The organism is Rhizobium sp. Leaf453, assembly GCF_001425605.1.
Lineage (GTDB): Bacteria > Pseudomonadota > Alphaproteobacteria > Rhizobiales > Rhizobiaceae > Pararhizobium.
In genome coordinates, this window is the sequence record NZ_LMRG01000001.1 from 403990 (window position 1) to 429377 (window position 25388).

General features: G+C 60.2%; 26 protein-coding genes and 1 pseudogene. 14 read left to right on the forward strand and 13 right to left on the reverse strand.

Annotation, left to right across the window (positions count from 1 at the left end; all coding sequences use genetic code 11):
- The first annotated feature begins 152 nt into the window (after positions 1–152).
- Positions 153–1151, forward strand: coding sequence for a GlxA family transcriptional regulator (locus ASG68_RS01975; RefSeq protein ID WP_062583575.1), 999 nt, complete (start codon positions 153–155; stop codon positions 1149–1151).
- Positions 1152–1160: 9 nt separating this feature from the next.
- On the opposite strand, the gene ASG68_RS01980 is transcribed toward ASG68_RS01975, so the two are convergent.
- From ASG68_RS01980 to ASG68_RS02010, 7 genes are all read right to left on the reverse strand, one after another.
- Positions 1161–1550, reverse strand: a complete 390-nt coding sequence (locus ASG68_RS01980) for a GFA family protein (protein WP_062583574.1) — start codon at positions 1548–1550, stop codon at positions 1161–1163.
- A gap of 191 nt (positions 1551–1741) precedes the next feature.
- Positions 1742–2842 (reverse strand): ABC transporter ATP-binding protein, encoded by a 1101-nt coding sequence (locus tag ASG68_RS01985; RefSeq protein ID WP_062583573.1) that lies wholly within the window; start codon positions 2840–2842, stop codon positions 1742–1744.
- Between the two features lies 1 nt (position 2843).
- A complete protein-coding gene (locus tag ASG68_RS01990; protein WP_062583572.1) occupies positions 2844–3890 on the reverse strand; it encodes an NAD(P)-dependent alcohol dehydrogenase in 1047 nt (348 codons plus the stop codon).
- Positions 3891–3902: 12 nt separating this feature from the next.
- Positions 3903–4724 carry a carbohydrate ABC transporter permease gene (locus ASG68_RS01995; protein WP_062583571.1) on the reverse strand — a complete coding sequence of 274 codons (822 nt, stop codon included), beginning with the start codon at positions 4722–4724 and terminating at the stop codon, positions 3903–3905.
- The gene (locus tag ASG68_RS02000; RefSeq protein ID WP_062583570.1) at positions 4721–5584 is read right to left on the reverse strand and encodes a carbohydrate ABC transporter permease; all 864 of its coding nucleotides are present in this window, start codon (positions 5582–5584) and stop codon (positions 4721–4723) included. The genes ASG68_RS01995 and ASG68_RS02000 overlap by 4 nt, the downstream gene beginning before the upstream one ends.
- An 85-nt stretch (positions 5585–5669) precedes the next feature.
- A complete protein-coding gene (locus ASG68_RS02005; RefSeq protein ID WP_062583569.1) occupies positions 5670–6944 on the reverse strand; it encodes an ABC transporter substrate-binding protein in 1275 nt (424 codons plus the stop codon).
- Between the two features lie 139 nt (positions 6945–7083).
- On the reverse strand, positions 7084–8046 hold the full coding sequence (locus tag ASG68_RS02010; RefSeq protein ID WP_062583568.1) for an AraC family transcriptional regulator: 963 nt from the start codon (positions 8044–8046) through the stop codon (positions 7084–7086).
- 304 nt (positions 8047–8350) lie between these two features.
- Here ASG68_RS02010 and ASG68_RS02015 point away from each other — a divergent pair, with 304 nt between their 5' ends.
- Both ASG68_RS02015 and ASG68_RS02020 read left to right on the forward strand, forming a co-directional pair.
- Positions 8351–9016, forward strand: coding sequence for a L,D-transpeptidase (locus tag ASG68_RS02015; RefSeq protein WP_062583567.1), 666 nt, complete (start codon positions 8351–8353; stop codon positions 9014–9016).
- Between the two features lie 10 nt (positions 9017–9026).
- On the forward strand, positions 9027–9554 hold the full coding sequence (locus tag ASG68_RS02020; protein ID WP_062583566.1) for an OmpA family protein: 528 nt from the start codon (positions 9027–9029) through the stop codon (positions 9552–9554).
- Positions 9555–9753: 199 nt separating this feature from the next.
- On the opposite strand, the pseudogene ASG68_RS02025 reads toward ASG68_RS02020, so the two are convergent.
- Positions 9754–10443: pseudogene (locus ASG68_RS02025) on the reverse strand (DUF599 domain-containing protein); the annotation flags it as partial.
- 143 nt (positions 10444–10586) lie between these two features.
- On the opposite strand from ASG68_RS02025, the gene ASG68_RS02030 reads away from it, so the two are divergent.
- Together ASG68_RS02030 and ASG68_RS02035 are read left to right on the forward strand one after the other, a co-directional pair.
- Positions 10587–11549, forward strand: a complete 963-nt coding sequence (locus tag ASG68_RS02030; protein ID WP_062583565.1) for a DUF808 domain-containing protein — start codon at positions 10587–10589, stop codon at positions 11547–11549.
- Between the two features lie 34 nt (positions 11550–11583).
- The gene (locus ASG68_RS02035; protein WP_062583564.1) at positions 11584–12123 is read left to right on the forward strand and encodes a ribonuclease H family protein; all 540 of its coding nucleotides are present in this window, start codon (positions 11584–11586) and stop codon (positions 12121–12123) included.
- Positions 12124–12149: 26 nt separating this feature from the next.
- On the opposite strand, the gene ASG68_RS02040 is transcribed toward ASG68_RS02035, so the two are convergent.
- Positions 12150–12383, reverse strand: coding sequence for a hypothetical protein (locus ASG68_RS02040; RefSeq protein WP_244484077.1), 234 nt, complete (start codon positions 12381–12383; stop codon positions 12150–12152).
- A gap of 289 nt (positions 12384–12672) precedes the next feature.
- Here ASG68_RS02040 and ASG68_RS02045 point away from each other — a divergent pair, with 289 nt between their 5' ends.
- Both ASG68_RS02045 and ASG68_RS02050 read left to right on the forward strand, forming a co-directional pair.
- Positions 12673–14928 (forward strand): heavy metal translocating P-type ATPase, encoded by a 2256-nt coding sequence (locus tag ASG68_RS02045; protein ID WP_062583562.1) that lies wholly within the window; start codon positions 12673–12675, stop codon positions 14926–14928.
- Positions 14929–14978: 50 nt separating this feature from the next.
- Entirely contained in the window at positions 14979–15395 is a 417-nt protein-coding gene (locus ASG68_RS02050; protein WP_062583561.1) for a MerR family transcriptional regulator, read from the forward strand.
- Between the two features lie 105 nt (positions 15396–15500).
- On the opposite strand, the gene ASG68_RS02055 is transcribed toward ASG68_RS02050, so the two are convergent.
- Together ASG68_RS02055 and ASG68_RS02060 are read right to left on the reverse strand one after the other, a co-directional pair.
- On the reverse strand, positions 15501–16457 hold the full coding sequence (locus ASG68_RS02055; RefSeq protein ID WP_062583560.1) for a DUF2950 family protein: 957 nt from the start codon (positions 16455–16457) through the stop codon (positions 15501–15503).
- A gap of 24 nt (positions 16458–16481) precedes the next feature.
- On the reverse strand, positions 16482–17891 hold the full coding sequence (locus ASG68_RS02060) for a DUF3300 domain-containing protein (RefSeq protein ID WP_062583559.1): 1410 nt from the start codon (positions 17889–17891) through the stop codon (positions 16482–16484).
- Between the two features lie 342 nt (positions 17892–18233).
- On the opposite strand from ASG68_RS02060, the gene ASG68_RS02065 reads away from it, so the two are divergent.
- The gene (locus ASG68_RS02065) at positions 18234–19205 is read left to right on the forward strand and encodes a DUF4105 domain-containing protein (RefSeq protein ID WP_062583712.1); all 972 of its coding nucleotides are present in this window, start codon (positions 18234–18236) and stop codon (positions 19203–19205) included.
- Between the two features lie 12 nt (positions 19206–19217).
- On the opposite strand, the gene ASG68_RS02070 is transcribed toward ASG68_RS02065, so the two are convergent.
- The gene (locus ASG68_RS02070; RefSeq protein WP_062583558.1) at positions 19218–19718 is read right to left on the reverse strand and encodes a GAF domain-containing protein; all 501 of its coding nucleotides are present in this window, start codon (positions 19716–19718) and stop codon (positions 19218–19220) included.
- 383 nt (positions 19719–20101) lie between these two features.
- Here ASG68_RS02070 and ASG68_RS02075 point away from each other — a divergent pair, with 383 nt between their 5' ends.
- The 6 genes from ASG68_RS02075 to ASG68_RS02100 all read left to right on the forward strand — a co-directional run bounded on the left by ASG68_RS02075 (position 20102) and on the right by ASG68_RS02100 (position 24955).
- Positions 20102–22033, forward strand: a complete 1932-nt coding sequence (locus ASG68_RS02075) for a hypothetical protein (protein WP_062583557.1) — start codon at positions 20102–20104, stop codon at positions 22031–22033.
- A gap of 154 nt (positions 22034–22187) precedes the next feature.
- The gene (locus tag ASG68_RS02080; protein ID WP_062583556.1) at positions 22188–22403 is read left to right on the forward strand and encodes a hypothetical protein; all 216 of its coding nucleotides are present in this window, start codon (positions 22188–22190) and stop codon (positions 22401–22403) included.
- A 133-nt stretch (positions 22404–22536) separates the two neighbouring features.
- A complete protein-coding gene (locus ASG68_RS02085) occupies positions 22537–23022 on the forward strand; it encodes a hypothetical protein (protein WP_062583555.1) in 486 nt (161 codons plus the stop codon).
- Positions 23023–23170: 148 nt separating this feature from the next.
- Complete coding sequence (locus ASG68_RS02090) at positions 23171–23665, forward strand: BON domain-containing protein (RefSeq protein ID WP_062583554.1); 495 nt, start codon at positions 23171–23173, stop codon at positions 23663–23665.
- Positions 23666–23676: 11 nt separating this feature from the next.
- Positions 23677–24525 carry a TIGR02587 family membrane protein gene (locus tag ASG68_RS02095; RefSeq protein WP_062583553.1) on the forward strand — a complete coding sequence of 283 codons (849 nt, stop codon included), beginning with the start codon at positions 23677–23679 and terminating at the stop codon, positions 24523–24525.
- 10 nt (positions 24526–24535) lie between these two features.
- Positions 24536–24955 (forward strand): TIGR02588 family protein, encoded by a 420-nt coding sequence (locus tag ASG68_RS02100; RefSeq protein ID WP_082553954.1) that lies wholly within the window; start codon positions 24536–24538, stop codon positions 24953–24955.
- A gap of 20 nt (positions 24956–24975) precedes the next feature.
- Here the strand turns inward: ASG68_RS02100 and ASG68_RS31795 are convergent, their stop codons facing one another.
- Complete coding sequence (locus ASG68_RS31795) at positions 24976–25257, reverse strand: hypothetical protein (protein WP_082478257.1); 282 nt, start codon at positions 25255–25257, stop codon at positions 24976–24978.
- Positions 25258–25388 lie beyond the last annotated feature (131 nt).

Below are 25388 nucleotides of genomic sequence, written 5' to 3' on the forward strand. Positions count from 1 at the left end.
CGGCGTTTTATTTTCGTCGATTTGCGGAGACCGGCGCCGTTAAACCATATCTTTTCCGCAGCGCTGAAGACGTGTATACTATTTGTAGACAATAATCGCTGGGTGCGGCCGAACTTCCCAGAACAAGACGCAGGGACTGCGATGGAGCTCGAATGAAATCCACGGATGCACGCATGCCGGCGGAAAGACTGAAGATCGGCTTCGTCCTGGCGAAGTCGTTTACGCTGTCGGCCTTCGCGCTGTTCGTCGATACGTTGCGGCTGGCGAGTGACGAGTTCGACCGGTCGGGGCGCGTGCTCGCCGATTGGGAAGTGCTGGGCAGCACGCGGCATCTGATCACCTCAAGCTGCGGCGTGAAGGTCGCGCCGACGTCGGATTTCGTCGATCCCAGCCAGTTTCATTACATCGTCGTGGTCGGCGGCCTGCTGAACAACAGCGCGACCGTGGATCTGGATACCGTCAATTTCCTGAAAAAAGCGGCAGCCAAGAACGTGAAGCTGATCGGCGTTTGCACCGGCACCTTCATTCTCGCCGAAATCGGGCTGATGAAGGAGCATCGGACCTGTGTCAGCTGGCTGCATTACAACACGTTCCGCGAGCGCTTCCCCGACCATCCGGTGCGCTCCGACCGGATTTTCAATCTCGACCGGACGCGCGGCTCCTGTGCCGGCGGCAGCAGTGCCGCGGACATGGCGGCCTTCATCGTCCGGCGGCACATCAGCAAGGAAGCCGAGCGTAACGCGCTGGAAGTGCTGCAGATCGAGAAAGCCCGCACCGCCCTTGCCATCCAGACCCGCAAGCCGCTCTCGATCGAGTGCAAGGACCCGCGGATCCGGGCCGTGCTGATCATGATGGAGCAGCATGTCGAAGGAACGCTGCCGATCGAGGAACTGGCCTCGTCCGTCGGCCTTTCCCGGCGGCAGTTGGAGCGGCTGTTCATGAACGAGACTAAGAGTTCACCCGCACTCGTCTATCGGCGGGTGCGGATGGAGCGGGCCAAGCAGCTGCTGACCAAGACCAAGGCGCCACTGATCGAGGTTGCGCTCGAAGTCGGGTTCGAAAATGCCTCGCATTTCTCCCGCGCCTTTTCGCAGGCCTTCGGGCAAAGCCCGACGAAGCTGCGCGCGGCACTCGCCGCCATCGAGGACTGAGCGGAATCGTCAGTCTTCGAAGCGGCTTTCGCTCTCCCGGTCGCGCTCGTAAAGCCGTGTCGAAAACGGCGGCAGCCAGGATTCGCGGCGGATCGTCCAGAGTTCGTATGTCGGCTGGAACTGATCGGGCGCATCGAGCGATCCGAGATTGATCTCGATCTCGTCTCCCGTCCGGCCGAAGACCGGCGAGCCGCAGCGGGGGCAGAAGAAGCGGCCGGCATAATCGCGCGTCTCGCCCTCGATCGTCACCGCATCCTCCGGAAAGATCGCCGACGCATGGAACAATGCGCCGTGATGCTTGCGGCAATCGAGGCAGTGGCAGATACCGACCCGATACGGGGCTCCGCTCGCCACGAACCGGATATCGCCGCACCGACAACCACCGATAAACTGCTTCATGATGCATCTCCTCTCGTCCAGCCGAAAGGCGGACCCGAGGACAGCACCGCAATTGCGAGCTCCAGTCAAGAATGCGCAAGCATCCAGTTCGTTGCCCTCGCGATGGGTGCACCATCGGAAAGCACGCCGGGCGAGAGCATCATGTTCGACACCCTCGCCCGACCCGCTGGTGGAGGGAGATTTCCACCAGGTTATTGAATGCTTCCACCATCGCGCCGCAGCGTCAGTCCAGTCGCCTTGTCGAACAGGTGAATGCGGGCTTCATCGAAGGAAAATGCCAACCGCTCGCCCGTTTTCGGGCAGGAAACGGCATCCACCAAAGCCCCGATTTCCTTGCCATCAAGCTTGAAGGTCACAAGGGCATCGTTGCCGTGGAATTCGATGAGATCGGCCACGCCGGTCAGGACATTGCCGGCAGTCGAGGATGCCTGAACCAGATCCGGGGGGCGGATGCCCAGGACGGCTTCCTGGCCGGGTTTCAGATCGAACCCATGGCCGGAAATACGGATGTCCGTGCCTTCCGTCCGCAGCAGCCAGCCCGCCTCCCCCCGCGCGACGGTGACGTCGATCAGGTTCATGTTCGGCGTGCCGATGAAGCCGGCAACGAACAGCGTGCGCGGCCTGCCATAGATTTCCGCCGGAGTTCCCACTTGCTCGATGGCGCCGCCCTTCATCAGAACGATCCGATCGGCGAGCGTCATCGCCTCCAGCTGGTCATGCGTCACATAGATCGTGGTCGTCTGCAGCTTCTGGTGAAGCCGGGCGATCTCGACGCGCATGTGATGGCGCAGCTTGGCATCGAGATTGGACAATGGCTCGTCGAACAGGAACACTTTCGGGGTCTTGATCATGGCGCGGGCGATCGCCACACGCTGCTGCTGGCCACCGGACAATTCGGTGGGCTTGCGCGACAGATAGGGTTCAAGCCCCAGGGTCGCGGCAACGGCTTTGATGCGCCGGTCGATATCGGCCTTCGGTATTTTCATACGCTTCAGGCCGAAGGCGATGTTGTCGTAGATCGACATGTGGGGATAGAGCGCATAGTTCTGGAAGACCATGGCGACGCCGCGGTCGCGTGGTTCCAGTTCGTTGACCGCCGTGCCGCCGATCGACACCGTACCGCCGGAAATATCCTCAAGGCCGGCGATCATCCTGAGCAAGGTCGATTTCCCGCATCCGGAAGGGCCGAGGAAGACGATGAATTCCCGATCGGCGACATTGAGGTTGAAATCCTTGATGACGTTGATGGCGCCGTAATTCTTGTCGACGCCGGAGCAAACGATATTCGACATCTCAGTTTCCTCCCACTGGCATGCGAATCTGCAGCTTGACGTCCGTCGGCCGGGCGGCGGCGGCTCGCTCGAAAGCGGCGATGCTCTCGGCGAAATCGAAGGTCTGCGTGATCAGCGGCTTCAGATCGACCTTGCCCGAGGCAATGAGTTGCAGCGCGCGGTCGAAGATATTGGCATAGCGGAACACCGTCTCGATGCGCACTTCCCTGGCGATGGCGCCGGATACATCGAAACTCACCGGCTGGACCGGCAGGCCGACGAGAACCACGGCACCTCCCGGCCGGACGAGATCGAACAGGCCGGCATAGGCCTTGGCGCTGCCGCTGGCTTCGAAGACGATATCGGCGCCCCAACCATCCGTACCGGCTTGAACAACGTCGTTCAAACTCTGCTCGCCGATATTGACGGGGATGATGCCCGGATAGCGGCCGGCAATCTCCAGTTTTTCCGCACTGAAATCGGAGACATAGACGGAGGCGCAACCGCCGGCGAGCGCGGCAAGCGCCACCATGATCCCGATCGGTCCGCAGCCGACGACAACAGCGACATCGCCGGGCGAAATCCGCGCCCGTGCAGCCGCCTGCATGCCGATCGCGAAAGGCTCGACCATCGCGCCTTCCGCAAAGCTGACATTATCCGGTAGCTTGTATGTAAAGGCCGCCGGGTGGACGACAGAGGGGGTCAGCACGCCATGGACCGGTGGCGTCGCCCAGAAGCGGACGTCCGGATCGACATTGTAGATGCCGAGTTTCGACGCGCGCGAGGAGAGGTTCGGAATGCCCGGCTCCATGCAGACGCGGTCGCCTGGCACCAATCCCTTCACATTGCTGCCGATCTCGACGATCGTTCCGGCCGCCTCATGACCAAGAACCATCGGCTCGCGCAGCACGAAGGGGCCGATTGCACCATGGGTATAATAATGCACGTCGCTGCCGCAGATGCCGACCGTATGGATCCGGATCTTGACGTCGTCCGGGCCGATGTCCGCCGGCAGGTCGATATCCCTGAGCGCCAGTACGCCCTTTTGCTCCAGAACGAGAGCTTCCATCTGTATGATCCTTTACGATGACTTACGCTTGAAGGCGCTGTTGAGCATGCCGCTCAAAACTCCGATGAAGAGCAGCGGCGGAATGGAAAGAAGAACGACCGAGGCATTCAGAATACCCCAGGGCACGTCGCGGCCAAGCTGCGTCAGTTCCGAGGCGACGATCGGCAGCGTCTTGGCATCCGAAGTGGTCAGCATCAGCGCGATCAGGAACTCGTTCCAGACCAGCACGAAGCTGAACGCGACGGCGCCAATCAGCGATCGCGACGCGATCGGCAGCGCGATCAGGAAGAAGATCGCAAACGGACCGTAGCCATCGACGCGCGCCGCTTCCTCGACCTCCTTCGGCACCCGCGCAAAAGCGGGAACGCTGAGCCAGACGATAGTCGCGAGCGTCAGCAGAGTATAGGTCACGATCATCGACAGGCGCGTGTCGTAGAAGCCGAAATCCAGCCAGATCACCATCAGCGGAATGGCGACGGCGACCGGCGGCAGGAAGCGCAGCGACAGGACGAAGAACTGGATGTCCTTCGACCAGCGGTTCGGATAACGCGCGATGGCATAGGCTGCCGGCAGGCCGAGAACGGCGCCGATCAGCACCGCCATTCCCGAGATGATCACCGAATTGAGCAGTCCGGCGAAGACGCTGTCGCGCCCCAGCACATAGGCGAAATTGTCGAGTGTCGGCGTGAAAATGAACAGCGGCGTCGGCGTGACGATATCGACGCGGTTCTTGAAGGCGTTGAGAACAGTCCAGAAGACGGGGAAGACGGCGGAAAAGGCTGCCAGCGCGAGGATGGCTTTTCCGGCAGTGCGGCCGAGGTGACGCGTGCTCATATCCTGGCCCTCTTCCAGAGAAAGGTGAATGCGACCGACGTCGCGATCATCATCAAGACGGCCATGCTCGACGCATAGGAAATCCGGCCGGACTCGATGAAGCCCTGCGAGAAGGCGTACATGTCGAGCGTCTCCGTCGAAATGCCGGGGCCGCCACGGGTCATGACATAGATCAGGTCGAAGGCGCGCAGCGACTCGATCATCTTGACGAAGGCAAGCGAGATGAGCGGCGCCTTGAGCATGGGCAAGGCCACATAGGCATAGACCTCCCAGGTCCGGGCATGATCGAGCCGTGCCGCCTCGAAGGGTTGTGGCGGCAGGGTTTCCAACAGCTTCAGCACGATGACCGAGAAGAACAGGCCCCATTGCCAGACATCGACCAACGCAACGGTGGCCAGCGCCGTCAGCGGATTGGACAACAGATCGAGCGGCTGTCCGGTAATGGCCTTGTAGGGATAGGTGATGATTCCGTAGAGCGGATGGAAAGCGAATTTCCAGACGAAGGCGGCGGAAACGCGCGGCAGGATCACCGGCACGAGGAAAAGCAGTGACAGGATGTTGCGCGTCTTCGGCGTCGCGCATTCGAACAGCAGGATGCCGAGCCCGATCGCGATCAGCAGCGTCAGGCCGACCGTCAGCACCTCCCACGTCAATGAGACCTGGATGGCGTTGATGAAGCGCCTGTCGGAGAAAAGAGAAAGGTAGTTCACCAGACCGATGAACTGCCCGTCCGGACGGCTCAGTTCGCGATCCTGGAACGAGATGACGATGGCATAGACCGTCGGCACGAGGGCCAGCACGGCCAGGATGGCCATTGCAGGCGTCACAAAGACCGCCGGCAGGATATGTTTGGCTTTCATGGGGTACCCCTCCGGCGATCAAACGCCGATGGACAGAAACCCGGCGAACAATGAGCCCGCCGGGACACGAAACAAGGGACGAGAACTACTGGCTGCGCGCGACCAGATCCTTGGCGAAGCCGTCGAGTTCGTCGAGGCCTTCCTTCACGTCGGTGCGGGTGCCGGTGATCAACTCTTCGAGGATGATACCCCAGCGGTCGCCGAGATCAGGCCATTGCGGGCTCTGCCAGAAGTTGACGGCCGTGACCTTGCCGGTATCGGCCAGCGCCTGACCGAGATCCGGGCCATAGAGTTCGGCGAACTTGTCGCTGGTCATGACGCTGGTGCGGTTCAGCTCGCTGAACTGGCCTTCGTCGAGACGGCGCTGCTCGTTTTCCTTCGATGTCGCCCAGCCGATGAAGAGACCGGCGCATTGCTTGGCCGCATCGTCCGCATTCGCCTTGGTGCCGATGGCAAGGCCGTGGCCATAACCACCGCCGGTCAGCGGCGTCGGCGGCGGCAGGTAGCCGATCTTGTCGGCCACCTGCGACGACTTCTTGTCGAGCGCCATGCCGACCAGCGGCGTGGATTCGATCAGCATCGCAACCTGGCCCGAGGTAAAGGCCCCGACGGCCTCGTCCCAACCACCCGTCTGGCTGCCCGGCGCGGACGACTTGAAGATTCGCAGGTAGGTTTCGGTCGCCTTGACGGCCGCTTCGCTGTCGAAGGCCGGCGTCTTGCCGTCGAACCAGCTGCCGCCGAAGCCCTTGAAGAACGGCATCCAGCGCCAGACATTGGCGCCGGAACCGCGCTGGCCGCGCAGCGCCGTGCCATAGATGCCCTTGTCGGGCTGATTCAGCTTCTCGACCGCCGCGACATATTCGTCGAGCGTCTTCGGCGGCTGGATGCCGGCGGCCTCCAGCAGGTCCTTGCGATAGACCATCAGGTCACCGCCGCCGGTCAGCGGCGCGAACCAGACCTTGCCGTCATAGGTCGCGACCTTCTGGCGGCCGGGATCGAAATCGGCGTAGTCGTAATCCTTGGGGTAATAGTCGAGCAGCGGCGCGACCCAGCCGGACGACGCGAAAAGCGCGACATTGGCCTCGTCAATATAATACACATTGTACTTGCCGATGGTCGAGGCATCGGCCTTGGTCTTGGCGCGGCGATCATTCTCGTTGAGATAGTCGATCTGGAAATCCGCGCCGCCCGAAAGCTTGGTGAACTCGTCCTTGTACTGTTCCAAGAGGGTCAGGCCGTCTCGCGGCTGAGCCAGGACGCGGATGGTGCCGGAGCACTCTGCGGCATGGGCTGCAGGGATTGCGGCGCCGAAAACTGCGCATGCGATAGCGATGCTCGAAACGAGCGATTTGATGATCATGATGTCCTCCAAAGGTCCCTGACGCAGACGATCTCCCAATCGTTCTGCGCCTCCCGGCGATGTTGATCGCGGACAAATAGTACGAGCCATGACGCAGACTACTAGCGCGCTCCATGCATCGAATCTGTACTTTAATGCGCTATGCGGATTGTGTGTCGAGCGCCCGGACCGGGCGTCGCTGGCTCGTCAGCTTGCGATAGGCCGACGGCGTAACCTTGTGCTGCTTCAGGAAAGTCCTGTTGAAATTCGATATATTGAGATAGCCGACCTCGAAGCAGATGTCGGTGATCGGCATGTCGGTTTCCGACAGCAGCTTGCAGGCCTGCCAGATGCGCAACTTGTTGACGTGATCGGTAAAGCTGTTGCCGGTATTCTTCTTGAAGAAGCGTGAGAAGGCGCTTTCACTCATTCCCGCAAGTTCGGCGACCTCGTCGATGTGAATATCGGATGCGAGATGCTCGAAAATATAGATGAGTGAACGCTGCAGCACATCGAGGTTGCCCGCGTCGAGTTTTGGCGCAAATTCCGGCGAGGACAGGATTTCGTATTCGTCAGAGGATGACAAAAGCTCGAGAAGCTGAATGAAGAGGGAGAGACGGGCAAATCCCTTGAGGCCTCCCATCCGCTCGATCATCTCTGCGCCATCGCGCCGGGTGTTTCCGGTGAACACGAGGCCGCGCTCGCACCGGCTGAAGAAGGCGTCGAGTTGGCTGAACTCCGGCAGGGTCTCCGCGATCGCCTTCACACGCGCCGGATCGAACTGGATCACGACGTCCCGGCCCGGGATGAGTTCACCGGGCTCCGTCGCGGTTACCCAGTCATGCGGCAGATTGGGGCCAACGACCGTCAGATAACCCGAATGAAATTCGCCGATATGGTCCCCGACGAAGGCCATGCCGCTGGCATTGCGGATCAGGTGAATTTCGATCTCCGGATGGAAATTCCAGACATTGCGCTCCCAGGGATAATCATCGACCCGCCAGAGAAACGTCTCGTTCACATCGGTCACGATGTGCTCATAGGTTGGCAAATTGCCCGCAAGCGACGCCGTCTTAACGCCGAGCGCCCGTTTTGCGGCGGACGGCTTTTGATTTTTCAGCATGACTCGTCCCCATCGGTATCCCGCTTAGCATGCAGGCTAACCGGCACGCAGGCCAGAGACTTCTTTGGCGCGACACCGAAGCGAGGGCTGCCAACGGCGGAAATTGTCAGCATTTGCAATCATGGAGAGATGCTTCCGGTCGTGGTGGCCGCTTACTGGATCGCATGAACACGACGTCAATCAACGGCATGGGAAACAATGCAACAGTCAGCCGAAAGAATCGTCAGCGAAGAGTTTTCTGTTGTGGGAGATAAAAAATCTGATTTACTGCCATGACGTTGCTTGGCTTTCAGGGGGAATGCCGATGAATTTGACTCGACGGGAAACGTTGCTTGGTGGCTTGGCCCTGCTCGGCGCCGGTGCAGCGCAAGAACAGGCCTTCGCCGCTGCAGCATCGTATTTCAACGGCACCGCCGTCGATAATGGCGTCACGTACAAGGCTACAAATTTCGCCAAGATCGACAGGAAGTGGCACCGCCAGGTTGTTAAATATTTCAGCACCGAGCCGATCGGCACCGTAGTCGTCGACACACGGCATCATTTTCTCTACCTGATCATGGAGAACAAGACAGCGATCCGCTACGGCGTCGGCGTCGGGAAAGAGGGCTTCAAATGGTACGGCCGCGCCACGATCGACCAGAAGACCCTGTGGCCGAAGTGGACGCCACCACCTGAAATGCGCAAGCGCCATCCCGAGCTTCCAGAATTCGTCGAGGGCGGCTCGCCGAAGAACCCGCTGGGTCCTCGCGCCATGTACCTGCTGCGTGACGGTGTCGATACCGGCTACCGCTTCCATGGGACATTGGACCCTGGCAGCATCGGCAAGGATGCCTCCAGCGGCTGCATCCGCATGTTCAACGAGGACGCCATCGACCTTTATCAGCGTTGCCCCATCGGAACGGCTGTGCAGGTTCTCCCGCATATTGCCGACCAGGCACCCCAGGTCAGCGACGCAACCCAGGTGGAATAGGAAATCCTCGATGTCTATGACCGTTTTCACGAGGCGCCTTGCCGCCGCGGCCGCTCTTCTGGCGCTTGCCGGCTGTACCACACCCGATATCGCCGCGGTCGAAGAACCGACTGTCGTGCCAATGACCGGCAATACCAACGATCCGGCTCCCGGCTTTGAGACCGTCTCTCTCGGCAGCGAGGAAGACTTCATCCTCAATGTCGGACGCCGCATCTATTTTGCACAGGATTCGGCCAACCTTGATTCTGTTGCAAGGGCGACATTGGACAAGCAAGCAAACTGGCTCAATCTGAATCCGCGCTGGCTGGTGAAACTGCAAGGCTTTTCAGACGATTCCGGCTCTGCGGGCAGCATGGTGACATTGTCGCAGAAGCGTGCGGATGCCGTGATGGCCTATCTCGCCTCGAAGGGCGTGGACCCCAAGCGCATGTGGGCCAAGGGCTATGGCAACGACCGTGAAGTTCGCGACTGCAACGACCGCTCGTGCAAGGTGCAGAACCGCCGCGTCGTCGTGAACCTGCGCACCACGCGCGATTAGGATTGCCCGCGCTAACCCGCACCTTAGAAGCTGCCAAACGCGATCGGATGCATAAAACGCGTCCGATTGGGTTTTCTGGCAACACATACACTGGCCAACCCAGTGCATTCGCAGCCTTGGGTCAGACACCCAGCTTTTCCCGCGGGACGGGTTGCACGGTTTCCGGCGCTGGCGTCACGTCTTTGGGCAGCAGCGGTCCGTCAAGCAATTTGCGGATCGCTTTCACGCCTCTTGCCGTATCCGACCAACTCTGGCGCCAGACCAGAAGGGCGACGCAGCAGAGCGTGGCGATGATGAAAGCAATCGGGCCGAGGAACCAGAGGGCGGCCGCCACGGTGAAATAATACGACCGGACACCGACGCTGAAGGAGCGCAGGGCCGGATTGACCACCAGCGTCAACGCCTCTGTCCACGCTTCGATGTCCCGCTGTTCTTCCCGCGAAGGGCTGGCGCCGATAGCGGCGAGGCAATAGTTGATCTGCCGCACGGCCCAGATGAAATCCGACAATCCGCGCAACAGCGTCGCCATCACCAGCACGACCTTGCATTGAAACAGCCAGGTCGGGCCAATCGCCGTGACCTTGGCAATGATACCAGTCTCACCGCCGAGATTGGGCTCCATGAACAGCGCGCTGCTCATCCCGACGATAACGATGAGATTGGCCGAGCCGAAAAAGGAGGCCGAATTAATGGTATGGCCAAGGATGGCGGCGTCTCCGATGAAATTGTTGTCGCGGGTCAACACCTCACGCATCCAGGCCTTGCGTACACGCGCCATGTCGAGAAGCAGGCTGTTTGCGCGACGCGGCCACCCTATGGCCATCATCGGTTCGATGCCGATCCACGTGACCAGAAATAACACAAAGGCAATCCAATCAAGACACTGCACCGACGATCTCCCAAGCCTCTGCACGGCAATAGACGGCTGCACAGCAGCGGCGTCAACGATGATCTTGTTCGCGTGGGCGGATAAGCACTCGACAAGCGCATGCAGGAGGCAATAATCCTCGTGATGGATCAAGGGAGACAGAGATGGCGACAGGGCTATTGGCACTATTGGATGACGTTGCGGCGATCGCCAAGCTGGCGGCGGCATCGCTCGACGACGTGGCAGCCCAGACGGTAAAGGCAGGTGCCAAGGCCGCCGGCGTCGTGATCGACGACGCCGCAGTCACGCCACGTTACGTTGTCGGCCTTTCACCAGCGCGCGAGCTTCCGATCATCGCCAAGATCGCCTTGGGCTCCCTGAAGAACAAGCTGCTCTTCCTGCTTCCTGCCTGCATCCTTCTCGGCTATTTCGCGCCCTGGCTCATCACGCCGCTGCTGATGCTCGGGGGTATCTATCTCTGCTATGAGGGCGCCGAAAAGCTCTATGAAGCGGTGATGCCGCACGCGGCGCACGCCCACGAAGAGGCGCTTCTGGACACCACAGATCCCGTAGCGCTGGAGAACCAGAAGATCCGTGGCGCGATCCGCACGGATTTCATCCTGTCCGCAGAAATCATGGCCCTGACACTCGCCAATGTCGCCACCTCGAACATCTATTCGCAAGCTGCCGTGCTGGCGGCGGTCGGTATCCTGATCACGCTCGCCGTCTACGGTGTTGTCGCCCTGATCGTCAAGGCGGACGATGCGGGCCTCGCCTTGACTCGTTCGTCAATCGCGATGCTGCGCGCCTTCGGTCGCGGCCTTGTCGTCGGCGTCCCCGTGTTTCTGAAAATTCTGGCGGCTATCGGGACGGCGGCCATGCTCTGGGTTGGCGGCAGCATCCTCGTCCACGGATTGGCCCAACTCGGTTATCACGCGCCGGAGCACCTGATCGAAGAGATCGCCAGCCTGGCCAGCCACGCCATAGGGTTTCTATCCGACATCATTCACTGGCTGGTAACATCGGCCATCCAGGCCATCCTCGCGATAGCGGTCGGCGGGGTAACGATCGTCGGCGTGCACGCCGCGACTCCAGTCTTCGCCACGCTGCGGTCGAAGAACCCATGACGGCAACAGGGCGTCGCTCGAAACATATGATGTCATGATCGGAACGAACGCCTGCTTGCCCCATCAGGAGACGGCCCTCGTTTTGAATGTCTTTGCAGACGGTTCTTGCGAACCGCGCAGCCGGCGAGGTGGCTGGGCTTATGTTGCGTATCGGGATGCGACTGAGATCGCATCCGCTTTCGGCGGAGTCTTGGATACAGCCAACAACACAATGGAGCTGATTGCTCTCCTCAATGCCGCCCAATGGATCGAGGAGAATGCAACGGAAGAAGCCGTAACCCTTTGGACGGATTCCACGTATGCGGTCAGCGGCTGCAATCGCTGGCGGCACATCTGGAAGAACAATGGTTGGAAGAAGATCAGCCCGAATACAAAGATGCGGAAGCGGACCATCCCCGACGCGGACCTGTGGCAGGCCATTGATGCGCGGCTTGTTCACCTGCCTTTGATGACGGTCGCATGGTGCAAGAGCCACAGCGGTCTCGCGGGCAACGAGCGAGCTGATGAACTTGCGGAAATCGGACGGGTCGCCGACTGCTCTGTTGAACGCCATTCAAAGCCGTCCAGAAAATAGCAGCGGACGGCGTCCGTTTCCTGTCCTCACGCTCTTTTCTCAAGGCAGTATTCTATGATCTCGGCCTCGATCTCGGCGCAGATGGAGTCGTATTCCTTCACAAGCGGGCAATTGTCTTCCCCGGGAGCGGTACGCAGTTGATTAAGCGCAACACTGGCATCCTCATAAGCTTCGAGGAGATTGCTGACAGGCACCGACTTGGCCGCGAGCGACTGAAGTTTGCCGCGAAGTCCCGGCAATCTAAGCATCAGCCGCCGCAACCCCCGCCCCCCTGCGCCGTGGAGCGGGCCTATGTTGATGCTTCCTCGGCCCAAGGCGTCTACCTCCCCATTGAGTACGAGAGTCGCACTCTATGTATTCAATGCCTGTTGAGAAGTACGTTACGGTAACAATGAATGGATCACTTTCGGCGAAATCGCGTTTCATTCGCCAGGTCGATAACATCCAGGGCTCCAGAGCGCACCGTTGGCGAAAATTGCTGATTTTCCCTCTTGCACCTCTAGTTACTAGAGCATGTACTTGGTAGGGCCTGATAACAGGAGTCCCATCATGAAGACGAACGCAACACAGTCCCGCTACCGGGTTGACGGCATGGATTGCGCCAGTTGCGCGTCCAAGATCGACACGGCCGTTCGCCGTATGCCGGGGGTTTCCGATGTCTCCGTGTCGGTGACCGCGGGCACGATGACCGTACATCACGATACGACCAGCGATCTTGCGGCGATCGCGAAGAAAGTCACCGGGCTCGGCTATCCCGTTTCGCCGCTTGACCAAAGAGACCCCGCACCGGCGGCAAGTGTGTCCTGCTGCGGGCATGACCATGGTCACGGACATGATCATACCAACGCGAGCGCGCACGACCACGAACATCACGATGGCCACGATCACGCGAAACCGGCCGCGGCGGGACTGCACGGCCACGATCATGGCCCTACGGATGGTTCCTGGTGGAAGAGCCGGAAAGGCAAGCTGGCGATCGCTTGCGGCGCAGCATTGGCTGTCGCCTATGCCATCGGCCATCTTGTGCCATCGATCGCGCCTGCCCTTTTCATCGCAGCCATGCTGGTCGGACTGATCCCGATCGCACGGCGCGCGGTCATGGCAGCGATGGCCGGCACGCCCTTCTCCATCGAAATGCTGATGACGATCGCGGCTGTCGGCGCCATCTTCATCAATGCCGGGGAAGAAGCGGCCGCTGTCGTGTTCCTTTTCCTTGTCGGCGAGTTGCTTGAAGGTGTGGCAGCCGGCAAGGCGCGTGCCAGCATCCAGGCGCTGACCGAACTCGTCCCGAAGACTGCCCTTGTCGAACGGAACAATCAAACGCGCGAGGTCGCGGCCGACACGCTGGCGATCGGAAATATCATTCTCGTCCGTCCCGGCGACCTTATCCCCGCCGACGGCGTCATCGTCTCCGGCGAAGGGGCGATCGATGAATCGCCGGTGACAGGCGAGAGCACGCCGGTCAACAAGGGTGTGGATGCCACGGTATTCGCCGGAACCATCAACGCCGCTTCCACTCTGCGCATCCGCGTGAGCGCGGCTGCTTCCGATAACACCATTGCCCGTGTCGTCAAACTGGTGGAAGAGGCGCAGGAATCCAAGGCGCCGACGGAACGTTTCATCGACCGCTTTTCGCATTATTACACGCCGGGCGTGGTGGTTGTGGCCGCGCTTGTGGCGGTCCTGCCGCCGCTGCTTCTTGGCGGCAATTGGAGCGAATGGATCTATAAGGGCCTGGCCATCCTGCTGATCGGCTGCCCCTGCGCGCTCGTCATCTCGACGCCTGCGGCGATCGCCGCTTCGCTTTCAGCCGGCGCCCGGCGCGGATTGCTGCTCAAGGGCGGCGCGGTCCTGGAAAACATCGGTCGCGTGACCGCCGTTGCCCTCGACAAGACCGGCACACTCACCGCCGGCAAGCCGAAGGTCACGGATATCGTTGCCTTCGAGCGCTCCGAACAGGACGTGCTGGCTTATGCGGCAGCCTTGGAGACCGGATCGAGCCATCCGCTTGCAACCGCCATCCTGGCCAGGGCCGCGGATCAGGGACTGGTTATTCCCCCGGCCAGCGATGCTAAGGCGCTGGCCGGAAAGGGTGTGACCGCGATCGTGAATGGCACGGAAATCTTTCTCGGCTCTCCCCGCGCCGGCGGCGAACGTGTTACGCTTTCGGACGAGCAGATGGCTCGGATCACGGAACTGAACGACGATGGCAAGACCGTATCGGTGCTGATCATCGGCAATGTTCTGGCCGGTGCCATCGCCATGCGCGACGAACCGCGTGCCGATGCCCTGGCCGGCCTGAAAGCCTTGACGGATGCCGGCATCCGGACGGTCATGCTGACCGGCGACAATGCCCGCACGGCAAAAGCCATTGGCAAGCAACTCGGTATCGAGGTTCGCGCCGAACTGATGCCTGAGGACAAGCAGCGTATTGTCGGCGAACTGAAGGCCGAGGGCTTTGTCGTTGCCAAGGTCGGGGACGGCATCAATGACGCGCCGGCGCTGGCTGCCGCCGATATCGGCATCGCCATGGGCGGAGGCACGGATGTCGCTTTGGAGACCGCCGATGCGGCCGTCTTGCACGGCCGTGTCGCCGATGTCGCCGGGATGATCGACCTGTCGAAACGCACCATGGCCAATATCCGCCAGAACATCGCGATATCGCTGGGCCTGAAGGCGGTTTTTCTCGTCACCACCGTCATCGGGATCACCGGGCTCTGGCCGGCGATCCTGGCGGATACCGGCGCGACGGTGCTGGTCACGATCAATGCGCTGCGGCTGCTGCGACCACCGGCAGTGCCTTGAAACGACAACGGGGGAAGATCACTTTAGACAAACAGATACGGAGTTGCAGCATGCTGACCATTGGTGATCTCTCCCGCTCGACAGGCGTCAAGATTCCGACGATCCGATATTACGAGCAGATGGGGCTGCTCTCCCATGCCGAGCGATCGGACGGCAACCAGCGGCGTTATTCGTCAAGGGAACAGGAGCGACTGTCCTTCATCCGCCACGCCCGTGATCTCGGGCTGACCATTGAAGCGATCCGCGAACTGATCGACCTCAGCGAGCATCCCGACCATCCCTGCGCGGATGCCGACAAGATCGCCGAAACGCAATTGGCCGAGGTGCGCCGCAAGATTGCCAAGCTACGCAAGCTCGAAACAGAGCTCGAGCGCATCACCAGCCATTGCCATGGCAATCAGGTCAGGGATTGTTACGTCATCCGGGCGCTTGCCAATCACGATCTTTGCGCGGCCGATCACAGCTGAATAACGGCTATCCGGCGACGCACGCGATACCCGGAGATGCCCCTGATCAGGTGACACGACAAGACCAATCAAGGCGGCGACCCGACCAACTGAGGCCAGCTTTCCTCACTCCGGCGTAACTTCCCAGTTGTCATCCGGGTTAAACGTCTTGATGCCGGCGGCGATCTTTTCGGTGTCATTCCCGAGATCCGCTTCGTAGACCGTGCCATTGGCGTTGACCGAGAAGGTCTTCACCCCGGTTTGGCCATATCGAATGGGCCAGGCGATCAGACCGAAGCCGGCGATCATGTTGCCATTGATGATGTAATCGAACTTGCCCCCGGCAATGTTCTCGCCCTGCGCAGTCAGGATACGGTAGCGGTATCCGAAATAACCGGCCCCCGCCTTCGCCTTTGTGAGGACCTCATCCATTTCGAAAGCATCGCCCGCCGGGCTATCGCCGGCGCCCAAATCCGAAGGCCAGTAGAGGCCATCGGTCTTGCCATCGCTGCTTATCAACTTCTGGGCATATTCCATGACGCCGTCGTCGTCATGGTCCGCCGAGGCATATTCCTTTTGCGCATCCACATAGGCGCGCACGGTATCGATCGTCTGCAGTTCGTTCTCGCCGATGCGCCGGTTCAGGATTTCCTCAAACCCCGCATATGTATCGAAGGCCCATTTTCCATCGTCACCTTTCACGATGGGGAACGGCAACGTCCAGAGCTGGTCGCCGATATCGAGCAGCTTGCGGCCCTCGACGTCGCGCACGACAAGCTTTGTCTTCACGCCGTCACGAATATCCGCATAGGTGTCCATCACCCCTTCGGCCAATTTCGTCTTGGCAGGGTCAAGACCCATCAATGTCGCGAGCTTGTCAAAATCATCCGCCGCCAGTGCTGCTTTCAAAGCATCGACGGCCTGTTCCGGCGTGTCGAACACGGGCGGATCGGTCTCGGACGCGTAACCGGCGATCACGGTTTCCTCGGTGGGCTCCTCGGCGGTTACAACTCCGGTTGTCGCGCCCAGCAACAGAACGGAGAACACCGAACTCAGAAGCAATTTTTTGACGGAGAGTGTCATGACTGTCTTCCTTGTTGCCGAGAGTTACCGACGCCGTCCGCCGCCCCGATGAATCTGGCGTCCACCGCCGCCACCACGGTGCATCTGGCGTCCGCCACCGCGATTGCCGCCACCCACCGATTGCCTGCCGCGATTGGACTGCATCTGCGTCCGCCGCCCATGATCGACCTTCCCGAGCGCTGACGGCTTCCTGGAGCGATTGTCGACCCTGGCGGCCGGTTTCTTCTTGGCGGCCGGCCTGTTGGCCTTCACACTGCCCTTCGCTTTCGGCTTCGCATTTGCCGGCCGGTTGACCTGACCCTGCTTCCTGTTTGCCGCCGCTGCCGCCGCCTGACCTTGGCCGGGTTTGTTGCGAGTTGCTGCCTTGGCTCTGTCCCGATTGATCCTGTCCGAATCGATCTTGCTGTTGCGGACGTCCTTGACCGAGATATTGCCGGGCTTGTTGCGGATGTTGCTAACGCGATCCTTGTTGATCGTGTTGGCTTTGGCCTTGAAACTGTTTCGACCGTCAGCCTTGATGTTGTTCTTGAAATCGTGATGGTCGATCCGGTTGAACTGGTTCCTGTCGAAATTGATCTTGCTGCGGTCGACGTTCTTCCAATCGACATCGCCGATATTCAATTTACCGTTGAAATCTCGATCATTGAAACAATTGTTGCAATCGATATCGACATCGCCGCCCCAGCGGCCGCCCCAGACCCCCCAATCGTCCCAGTCGACGGCGGACGCCCAGATAGCCCCGGTCACCGCACCGGCAAAGAATGTCGCGGTCGGCAGGTAGTAGCTCGGATAGGGTTCATCATAATAATCGATCGGCGCGGGCGCATAGCCCGGCTCATAGAGCATCTGCGGCGCATATTGCGGCACATAGACTGTTTCGGAGCTGACGGGCTGGATGAGGACGTTGTCGTTCTCGTGGATCACCTTGATCTTGTCGTCGGTCTTGATGATGCCATCGGCGACAGCCTTGTCACGCAATTGCTGGATTGCGATCAGCACATCCTTCTGCTGGTTCGTCAGCGCCTCACCAAGCGATTGCGTCCAGTCGAGATCATCACTCATCATCTTGACGATCTGCGGGTAGTTCAGAAGCGAGACGATACTGCCATCCCAGGTCGACTTGGGTTTCAGCTTCGGGTCCTTCTTCAACTGGTCCAGATAGCGCTGCGCCTCGATGATCTGCAGGGGATAGAGGGACGCCGACGTCACCAGCGCAACGAGTTCATCCGGATAGAGCGCGATGCGTGCAACAAGAACCTCAAGTTCATCGTCGGTCAGAGGATCGGTCGATTCTTCGGCGCCAGTCGCCGGGTCGGCCGCCGCAGTCTGTTGCGCGAAAGCAGGCGAAAGATGCGCCGGTCCAATCGTCGATATCCCGAAGACCAGCATCAGTCCGAGGCCTGCGGCTAAGCGCGATCCAAAGATCCGAGACATGTTCAATCCCCTTTTGACCGAGATGCCCTGCCACATGCGCAGAGAACCTGCCGGCTGACGTGCTACTGGCTCGGAGATGCCAAAACGGCTCAATCAACCCATTTCGTGTCGCGGTATTCTCGCGACCTCAGAAGCGGATGTATAGTTGGACCTAGGGCCAACGCCGCCTGTTTTCTCAACCCTTGCCTGTATCGTGACCTAAATCTTTCTCTGTGTTTACACCGCTTGAAAGCGGGTTGAGGAGCAGATACTGAATAAAGGCATCCTTCATGGTTGCAGTTGTCTCAGGGGGCCGGTTTGCGCTTCATCCCGCGTACCATCATTGTCGCCGCGCTCATTCTGATGGTGGTCGTGACCTCCATCTGGGCCTGTCTTGCGCTATGGTATCGCCTGCCGGCGGCGGATATACCCCGAGGGATCGGGGCCGCGCTGTTCGGCCTTCTCGGTCTCGTCACCCTGATCATACTGTTCGGACGTCACCGGTCGAAGGCGTTTGCCGCCTATGCCGTCGCCTTCGCACTGGTCTGCATCTGGTGGAGCACGATCGAACCCGAAAGAGATGCAAACTGGGCGCCGGATGTCGTCAGGCAGGTGACCGGCACGGTTGATGGCGACGTCCTGACGCTAACCGGTGTGCGTAATTTCGCGTGGCGGAGCAATACCGATTTCACCGAACGATGGGACACGCGCACCTATGATCTCACCAAGATCGAAGGGATCGATCTGTTCATGTCCTATTGGGCGGGACCGGAGATGGCCCATTTCATTCTCAGCTTCGGCTTCGAAGGCGGGGACCAGCTTGCCTGGTCTGTCGAGGTTCGCCGCAAGGTCGGCGGCTCCTTCTCGCCTATTGCCGACCTGTTCAAGACCAACCCGCTGGTCATCGTTGCCGCGGACGAACGCGATGTCGTCGGCGTTCGTTCGAACGTGCGCGGGGAGGACGTGCAGATCTACCGGCTGCGCGCATCTCCGCAGGCCGCGCGAACACTGCTGATGGAATATGTCACGGATGCCAACAAGCTGGCGCAAACGCCGGAATTCTATAATTCGCTGACAACCAATTGTACGACCACCGTCGTCAAGATGATGCGGGCGGTCGGTGGTCGCATCCCGTTCGACTGGCGCCTGATCGTCAACGGCTACCTTCCCGACTACGCTTATGAACACGAAGCCGTCGACACATCCGTGCCGCTTGCCGAATTGCGCGAGAAAGCGCACATCGCCGAACGGGCGAAAGCGGATGGTCTGTCGCCGGATTTCTCGAAGGCGATCCGCGTCGGCGTGCCCTCGCCGACCAAGCGCTCTGCCCCTTAAGGCAAATGACGATCAATCGTTCCAGGACGTGGCGGCGACATAGATTGCCGCCAAAGCCTCGATCCCGTCCCGGTCATCCCCATCGAAGCGGCCCGGCAGCGGGCTATCGAGATCAATGACACCGAAAACACCTCCTCCATCGCTCAGCAGCGGCACGACCAGTTCCGAGCGGGAGGCGGCATCGCAGGCGATGTGGCCCGGAAAAGCATGGACATCCTCGACCAGCACGGATTCACCACGTTCAACGGCTGTTCCGCAGACGCCACGGCCGACGGCAATGCGCACGCAGGCAGGCTTCCCCTGGAATGGTCCCAGCAGCAGTTCGTCCTCGCTGTGCAGGAAATAGAACCCGGCCCAGTTGAGGTCCGGCATCATCTGGAAGATCAGCGCCGAAGTATTGGCGGCGTTGGCTATCGGATCGCTTTCGCCCGACAGCAAGGCACTCAACTGAGCGCCGAGTTCACGGTAGAACGCGGGTTTGTCCGTTCCGGATATCGCTTTTGCCTCGAACATTCGCAGTGATCCTTTCATATGGAACGTCCCGGATAGCATGGGTGGGCAACACTGTTAAATGCCTGATGGCGAGATCCGTCGAGATGTGAACAGACGCGTCCACGTATTTCCCGTTTCGAACCCGGACAATTTGACATCATCCCCATATCAATTGTCCGCAAAATCTGCGAAACGGACGACATCCGCAAGGATCGGACGCGACTGCTATTAACTTTAGAATAGGGTCGGGCGAGCAGATTGACGTCTCTCTCGCTGCCACGAAAGAACGTGGCCGTCCTGTTTCATCAAGCACGCTCCCATCTGATTCCAAGACCCGCCTCGCACAAGGAGTGCATTCTAGCGTGCCTGCTTTGCCCGACAGGGCGTCTTTTGGAATAGCGCATATGGATGACGGGCAAGCACTGGCGGCGGCGCGCGCCGATTTCGAACGAGGCGATTACATCGAAGCCTTGACGATCCTCACGCCGATGCTCGGCGATGCCATGGATCCGGCCGCCCGGACACTCCTCGGCGAAACACTGGTCAAGCTCGGCCTTCCCGCGGAGGCGGCGCAGATTTTCGAACAGGCCGCGGATGGCGCGGATAGTCTTGGGGCGCCCTTACTGCGCAAGCGGGCCGTTGTTCTTTACGTTGAGGCTGGTGATGACGACCGGGCACAATTGCTCGGCATCCGACTTCTCGACAGCCTACCACAGGATAAGGAACTCGCTTATGCGCTGACCCGCTCCTTCCGGCGCAGCGGCGATCACTCCCTCATCGATCTGGTCAAGGAAACGCTTTGCACCAGTAATGACACCGATCACCTGAAGCTTGCGGGCGAAATCCTGAATGAAGAGGAACGCAACCCGCTAGCGCTGACGGTCTTCGGCAAGCTGGCGGCGCTTTATCCGGATGATCCCTTTACGCAGTTCAAGTTCATGTCGGTCGCCCGCGACTTCTGCGACTTCAAGGCGATCGAGGTACTCGAAAAGGCGCTGGCCGTGCAGCTGAAGGCAGGGGACCTCTCCGCACTGGAGGGGGAAACCGCCTATTCCAATCTCCTGCGCTGCGGTGACGAACGGTTGAACCGGCATGCAACGAACAATCCGGGCCTGACGGCGCCTCCCTCGCCTGCGGCCAGCCGGCAAAGGCGGACGCGACCGCATGCCTGGGGAGCGAAAATCCGGCTTGGCTACCTCTCCAACGATTTCTTCAGCGCGCATGCCACCATGCGGCTGCTGCAAAGCGTGCTGGAGGCGCATGACCGCGATCGTTTCGACGTCACCCTGTTCTGCTACACGCAGGATCACCACACGGCGGGCGATCAAGACAACCGTGCACGGTGGGGGCGCATCGTCCCGATCCTCGGCAAGACCGACGCTGAAGCCGCCGAGATCATCCGCCGGCAAGGCATCGATGTCCTGGTGGATCTCAAGGGGCATACGGGCGGATCGCGCTCAAACATTCTCAACCAGATGCCGGCGCCGGTCCAGGTTGCCTGGCTCGGCTTTCCCGGCAGCGGCACGAATATCGACTGCGACTTCGTCATCGGCGACCGGATCGTTCTACCCAACAGCTCAAAGCCCTTCTATCACGAGAAATTCTGCCGCCTGCCGGAGAGCTACCAGCCGAATGACCCCGTCCATCGCGCCCTGCCGCCGGCGGCGCACCGCCAGTCCCTCGGACTGCCCGAAGAAAACATCGTTCTTGCCGCCTTCAATGCACCCCGAAAGATTTCGCTCGAGGTTATCGACCACTGGGCCGAAATCCTCCGACGAGTTGGCTGCACCGTCCTCTGGGTGATGATCGACGGCCCGCTTGCCCGCAGCAATTTTCTTGCGGCGTTCGAAGAACGCGGCATCGACCCAAACCGGATCATCTTTGCGCAATCTGCCCCGTATGAGGCCCATATCGCAAGGCTGCAGGCCGCAGACATCGGGCTCGATACCTTCCCCTACAATGGCCATACGACAACATCGGACAAGCTCTGGGCCGGGCTTCCCGTGGTGACGTTCAAGGGCAACAATTTCGCCTCGCGAGTCTCCGAAAGCCTGCTCACAGCGTTGGGCATGCCAGGGCTGGTGGGGTCCGATGCAAACGCTTTCGTGGACATGGCCGTTACCTTGGCGGAAAATCCGGCCGAAGTCACACGCCTGAAACAGGTGATCGGCCAGCAGAGATTGACCGCACCGCTTTTCGACGCCGAACGCTTCTGCCGCCATCTGGAAAGCGCCTACGAGACGATGGTGGAGCGGGCCAAGGCCAAGCTGCCGCCTGAACATTTCGATGTCGTCGCGCTGCCGCCGCGAACGACGCCCTTTTCTTCGCGCAACTGACGCTTGCTTCAAGAAACACTGACTTCTGCGGATTGCCAGTACGCGATTGTGCAATCGATGTTACAGCAGGCAGCACACAATACGCCGCTCTGTCCATTCACCGGCGTACCAGCAAAAGCAATCCCACTGCCCGAGATTCTGAAAGGCGCCGATCATGGCCGAGAAATTCATTGTCCTTCCCTACCGCAAGGTTCGTGGAAATCTGGTACCGGGCGAGATGCGACAGGCTTCCAATGCCGTCAGCGCCGAGAAGATCGCGGGTGCCATGGCCAGTCGTTTTGCCGGCGTTGCAGCCTATGCCGTCGAGGTCGATGAAGAGTCCGGCGACATGACCAGCCCGCGATTGCTGGCGCAATGGGGAGATCGCTGAGCTACCTTCCTCTTAAACCGCTCACGGTAGCGACAGCTTTTCAAGGAACCTTCGCCTTACCAAGGCGTTTAGGGCTCAGTTGCCTTCAACGTTTGATGGCACAGGCACCATTTCTCGAAAGGATGTGAACGCCATGAATCAACGTTTTGACCCCAGTGACCGCCCCGTCAATCCGACGGCATGGCCTGCCGACACGGTTGGCCAGCGTATCGATCCGGTGACATCTCAGCCGGTGAATGATCCCCTCCTGAACCAGCGTCGGCCCGAGGAGGTCGAAGTGCGTTCGTCCCGCTCGACCTGGCCTGTGTTGATTGTTCTTCTTGCAGGCCTGGTTCTGGCCCTGCTCGTCTGGCTGCCGGCAGAAATGTCGAGCGATCAGCCGACGGATACTGCAACCCCGCCGGCCACGACCGACCAGTCGACGACCGCTCCGGCTGACAATTCTACCCCGCCGGCCGATAATAGCGCGACACCGGGCACCGCTACGCCGGACACCTCGGCGACACCGAACGCCACGCCGGCAACTCCTGATACGCAGACCCCTGCCACGGGTGCTGACCAGCAGCCCCAGACCAACGGCATGGCTCCGCAGACCAATGAGACCGCTCCGGCCAACTAACCGCCGGTACGGACAGACGAAGAGGTGGAGCCGCGCCAGCAGTTCCACCTTTTTTATTCCGTAAATTCGTCCCGGCACGATGGTTTCCAAATGAACCAAATGCACGGCCATCCGTTTCTTCTCCAATCCAAACATCGAGGACAGATCCATGATCGACAGGACCACCAAAACCACGGGGCGGGAAGAGGATTATCGCGATTATGAGGATCGCGATGTGAACGAGGGCTGGCCCTACGCCGATGGCACGCCGGGACGGCAGACGAGGATCGGCAACGGGTCCTATGGACAATCCGCCGAGAATTTCGACGAAGCAGGCAATCCGGGTTTCGAGCGAAGCAGCGATACCGTCATCGAAAGTGCCAATGGCCCTGACCTGTTTGGCGACGACACCGAGGCGGATGTCAACGACGACGCGTTGGAAGACAGGATTTCCACTGCGCTTGAAGACAGCGAGATCGAGACAGCCGGCGTTGACCTCACCGTACGCCGCGGGGCCGTCTGGCTGAGCGGTACCGTCGACACATCACACGAGCGCGGAAGGATCGAAGCGATGATCTACGCAGTTCCCGGCGTCATCAAGATTCGCAATGGCCTGACGACAAGCGGTGTCGATGAAGGCATTCCCGCGGACTGGGATGAGTAACGAGGCGACGGATGGAGACAGCCGGCCCTTGGGAGTCTGACGAAAGAGCAGTGACGCCGGCGCGGTTTCTGGTCGGCCTTGGGCGAGGGTTCGCTGGCGCACTTCTCTTTGCCCTGCCCATGCAGATGACGATGGAAATGTGGGCACTCGGTTTCACCATGGATCGCTGGCGCCTCGCTCTCCTGCTTGTTCTGGCTATTCCGCTGTTGATCGGCATTTCCCACAGAATCGGCTTCGAAGAAACGTTTTCGCTCCGCGAGAGCGCCCGCGACGCGATGATCGCCTATGGCATTGGCATCGTCACCAGCGCAGTGATTCTCCTGCTGTTCAAGCTTCTGATGTCAGACATGCCGCTGCAGGAGATAACCGGAAAGATCGCGGTACAGGCGGTTCCCGCCAGCATCGGCGCATTGCTCGGGCGCAGCGAACTTGGCAGCGGAGATGATGATGCCGACGACGATCCGCAGGCCGGTTATGGCAGCGAGCTTTTCATGATGGCGGTCGGCGCTCTTTTCCTCAACCTCAATATGGCACCGACGGAGGAGATGATCCTCATTTCCTACAAGATGACACCCTGGCATGCGCTCGCGACCATCCTTCTCTCGATCGCGATCATGCACGCCTTCGTCTATGCTGTCTCGTTCAAGGGTGGCCACGAACTGGCCGACGACACACCGCGTTGGCATGCGCTGATCCGCTTCACCTTGCCGGGTTACGTGATTGCGTTGCTGATCAGCCTCTACGCCCTCTGGAGTTTCGGACGGCTCGATGGCGGCTCCTTCACGCCCGCAATGATGGCCATGATCGTTCTCGCCTTTCCCGGCGCGATCGGCGCGGCGGCCGCGCGGCTGATCCTGTGAGGATGGCGTGATGGCTCAAGAGGGTGATGGCACAAGCAGAAGCCGTACAGTGTCGCGCGATGCTCATTGGGTGGAATGGGTAACAGGGCTTCTATGCACGGTTCTCGTTGTCAGCATGATTGGCTGGATCGGATACGAAGGCGCAACAGTATCAGGCGGAAAGCCTGATCTCACCGTCCGCATCACCGGCCAGCGGGAGGTCGCCGGCGGCCATCAGGTATCGTTTGTCGTGGAAAACCGGGGCACGAGGACCGCGGCTGGCGTTCCAGTCACCGGAACGCTAACCGACGGCGATACTACGATCGAAATAAGAGAAGTCACCTTCGACTATGTACCGGACAAGTCGAGCGCAACCGGAACCCTGCTGTTCAAGGAGAATCCGTCGGCCCACACCCTCGATATTCGCGCATCGGGCTATACCGATCCTTGAATCGAATGAGGCCGATCTGATCAGACAGCGGCCGGCGGAACTGTGGAGGTCTCGTTCCACTTGAACTGGCTTTCGGACGGATCATCCTCGCCGGGAACCCAGAAACTCGCCGATGGCATGGTCTGCCCCGGCTCCCTCGACAGCAATGCAATCACGGCACGCCGCGCTTCCAGCGGCGCGGAAAACGCTCGCCCATCCAGAGCCCAGACGTTGAACTTGACCGCAATAAACCGGAACCGCTCGCCCTCCGGCACCAGCGCGCCAACGGCCTCGCCGTTGAACTCGACAACCTGCTTCTGCATGAAATATCTGCTCCCGCTGCCGTGTGTTCGGCAGTCATTTTCACGGGCCGCGCATGGCGCGACAGACCGAACCCTCGTTTTCAGCCAAACCGCTGAACGGCCGAACGCGAGGTTTGTTCCGCGGGACAGAA

Coding starts and splice junctions, on each gene's coding strand:
- ASG68_RS01975 (WP_062583575.1), top strand. CDS start 153: ATGAAATCCACGGATGCACGCATGCCGGCGGAAAGACTGAAGATCGGC.
- ASG68_RS01980 (WP_062583574.1), bottom strand. CDS start 1,550: ATGAAGCAGTTTATCGGTGGTTGTCGGTGCGGCGATATCCGGTTCGTG.
- ASG68_RS01985 (WP_062583573.1), bottom strand. CDS start 2,842: ATGTCGAATATCGTTTGCTCCGGCGTCGACAAGAATTACGGCGCCATC.
- ASG68_RS01990 (WP_062583572.1), bottom strand. CDS start 3,890: ATGGAAGCTCTCGTTCTGGAGCAAAAGGGCGTACTGGCGCTCAGGGAT.
- ASG68_RS01995 (WP_062583571.1), bottom strand. CDS start 4,724: ATGAGCACGCGTCACCTCGGCCGCACTGCCGGAAAAGCCATCCTCGCG.
- ASG68_RS02000 (WP_062583570.1), bottom strand. CDS start 5,584: ATGAAAGCCAAACATATCCTGCCGGCGGTCTTTGTGACGCCTGCAATG.
- ASG68_RS02005 (WP_062583569.1), bottom strand. CDS start 6,944: ATGATCATCAAATCGCTCGTTTCGAGCATCGCTATCGCATGCGCAGTT.
- ASG68_RS02010 (WP_062583568.1), bottom strand. CDS start 8,046: ATGCTGAAAAATCAAAAGCCGTCCGCCGCAAAACGGGCGCTCGGCGTT.
- ASG68_RS02015 (WP_062583567.1), top strand. CDS start 8,351: ATGAATTTGACTCGACGGGAAACGTTGCTTGGTGGCTTGGCCCTGCTC.
- ASG68_RS02020 (WP_062583566.1), top strand. CDS start 9,027: ATGTCTATGACCGTTTTCACGAGGCGCCTTGCCGCCGCGGCCGCTCTT.
- ASG68_RS02030 (WP_062583565.1), top strand. CDS start 10,587: ATGGCGACAGGGCTATTGGCACTATTGGATGACGTTGCGGCGATCGCC.
- ASG68_RS02035 (WP_062583564.1), top strand. CDS start 11,584: ATGATCGGAACGAACGCCTGCTTGCCCCATCAGGAGACGGCCCTCGTT.
- ASG68_RS02045 (WP_062583562.1), top strand. CDS start 12,673: ATGAAGACGAACGCAACACAGTCCCGCTACCGGGTTGACGGCATGGAT.
- ASG68_RS02050 (WP_062583561.1), top strand. CDS start 14,979: ATGCTGACCATTGGTGATCTCTCCCGCTCGACAGGCGTCAAGATTCCG.
- ASG68_RS02055 (WP_062583560.1), bottom strand. CDS start 16,457: ATGACACTCTCCGTCAAAAAATTGCTTCTGAGTTCGGTGTTCTCCGTT.
- ASG68_RS02060 (WP_062583559.1), bottom strand. CDS start 17,891: ATGTCTCGGATCTTTGGATCGCGCTTAGCCGCAGGCCTCGGACTGATG.
- ASG68_RS02065 (WP_062583712.1), top strand. CDS start 18,234: ATGGTGGTCGTGACCTCCATCTGGGCCTGTCTTGCGCTATGGTATCGC.
- ASG68_RS02070 (WP_062583558.1), bottom strand. CDS start 19,718: ATGTTCGAGGCAAAAGCGATATCCGGAACGGACAAACCCGCGTTCTAC.
- ASG68_RS02075 (WP_062583557.1), top strand. CDS start 20,102: ATGGATGACGGGCAAGCACTGGCGGCGGCGCGCGCCGATTTCGAACGA.
- ASG68_RS02080 (WP_062583556.1), top strand. CDS start 22,188: ATGGCCGAGAAATTCATTGTCCTTCCCTACCGCAAGGTTCGTGGAAAT.
- ASG68_RS02085 (WP_062583555.1), top strand. CDS start 22,537: ATGAATCAACGTTTTGACCCCAGTGACCGCCCCGTCAATCCGACGGCA.
- ASG68_RS02090 (WP_062583554.1), top strand. CDS start 23,171: ATGATCGACAGGACCACCAAAACCACGGGGCGGGAAGAGGATTATCGC.
- ASG68_RS02095 (WP_062583553.1), top strand. CDS start 23,677: ATGGAGACAGCCGGCCCTTGGGAGTCTGACGAAAGAGCAGTGACGCCG.
- ASG68_RS02100 (WP_082553954.1), top strand. CDS start 24,536: ATGGCTCAAGAGGGTGATGGCACAAGCAGAAGCCGTACAGTGTCGCGC.
- ASG68_RS31795 (WP_082478257.1), bottom strand. CDS start 25,257: ATGCAGAAGCAGGTTGTCGAGTTCAACGGCGAGGCCGTTGGCGCGCTG.